The organism is Pseudomonas sp. P4_C3, from assembly GCF_056402075.1.
Map to the genome: position 1 here is coordinate 1 of NZ_JBFUIC010000670.1, position 1,077 is coordinate 1,077.

General features: G+C 57.6%; 1 protein-coding gene and 1 pseudogene. One reads left to right on the forward strand and one right to left on the reverse strand.

The genetic code is table 11. From position 1 onward, the window contains the following. On the reverse strand, positions 1-660 hold a 660-nt coding region (locus AC1DVH_RS31645; protein ID WP_477757096.1), incomplete at its 3' end, for a GlxA family transcriptional regulator. A gap of 258 nt (positions 661-918) precedes the next feature. Here AC1DVH_RS31645 and AC1DVH_RS31650 point away from each other — a divergent pair. Beyond that, a pseudogene (locus tag AC1DVH_RS31650) lies at positions 919-1,077 on the forward strand (pirin family protein); the annotation flags it as partial.

Consider the following 1,077-nt stretch of genomic DNA (forward strand, 5'->3'; position numbering starts at 1 on the left):
GTTCTGCACGCGGGTAATCGCCGTTTCGTGAGGGGCCACCGCCGCCATCAAAGGGCTGAACTGCGCCTGTCCGCCCTGGCGCTTCATCACCACCAGCAACACCTTGGCCACGTCCTGGGCGACTTTCTTGCCGTGGTCCCGGGCCACCACCGACAACGCCAGGTCGATCCCGGCAGTGACGCCACCGGAGGTGATCAGGTTACGGTCCTGGACAAAGATCTGATCGGTCTCGACGATCGCCTTCGGAAAGCCCTTGATCAGCCGCTCGGTGTAGTGCCAATGGGTGGTGACGCGATAGCCGTCGAGCAAACCTGCATGCCCCAACACGAACGCCCCGGTGCAGATCGAGCCATAAGCGGCGGACCGGCTGACGTTGTGCCTGAGCCAGTCGAGCAATGGCGGATGCCTTTCGTTGTAGGCACCGGGACCACCGGGCACCAGCAGCAAATCAAAACCCTCGCAGGCCTGATCGATGTGCCGGTCGGCATGCACGCTCACCCCGTTGGACGCCCGCAGTGCGCCGGGCTCAGTGCCGATGGTTGACAGCACATAGTGATCGTCGGGTTTCAGATAACGATTGGCGATGGAAAACACTTCCATGGGCCCGGCCATATCGAGCAGGAGAAAGTCGGGAAACAGCACCATTGCCACGGTTTTCATGGATTGGAATTCACTGGGATCAAATCAGGAAGCATTGACTGACATTGAAACCTGTGGGATCGCCGCACCGCCGCTCCCACAGGTTTGGTCGTCGGGAGTTAGGGCGAATTATGCCTCAAACACCGGCGATTCATTTCACAAAAAACCGTCAACCACAACGAGACAGTATTTCAATTTCTACCTACTTATTGCATCAACCAGTAACCATTAACCTTCTCCTCAGTCGGACGAATTCACGTCCCCACAGGAGATTTCATCATGCTGACTCTTCGCAAAGCCTCGGATCGCGGCCTGGCCAATCACGGCTGGTTGAAGTCGTTCCATACCTTTTCCTTCGCCAGCTATCGCAACCCGAAAGAGCAGGGTTTTTCTGACCTGTTGGTGATCAACGACGACCGCGTTGCCGCCGGTAAAGGC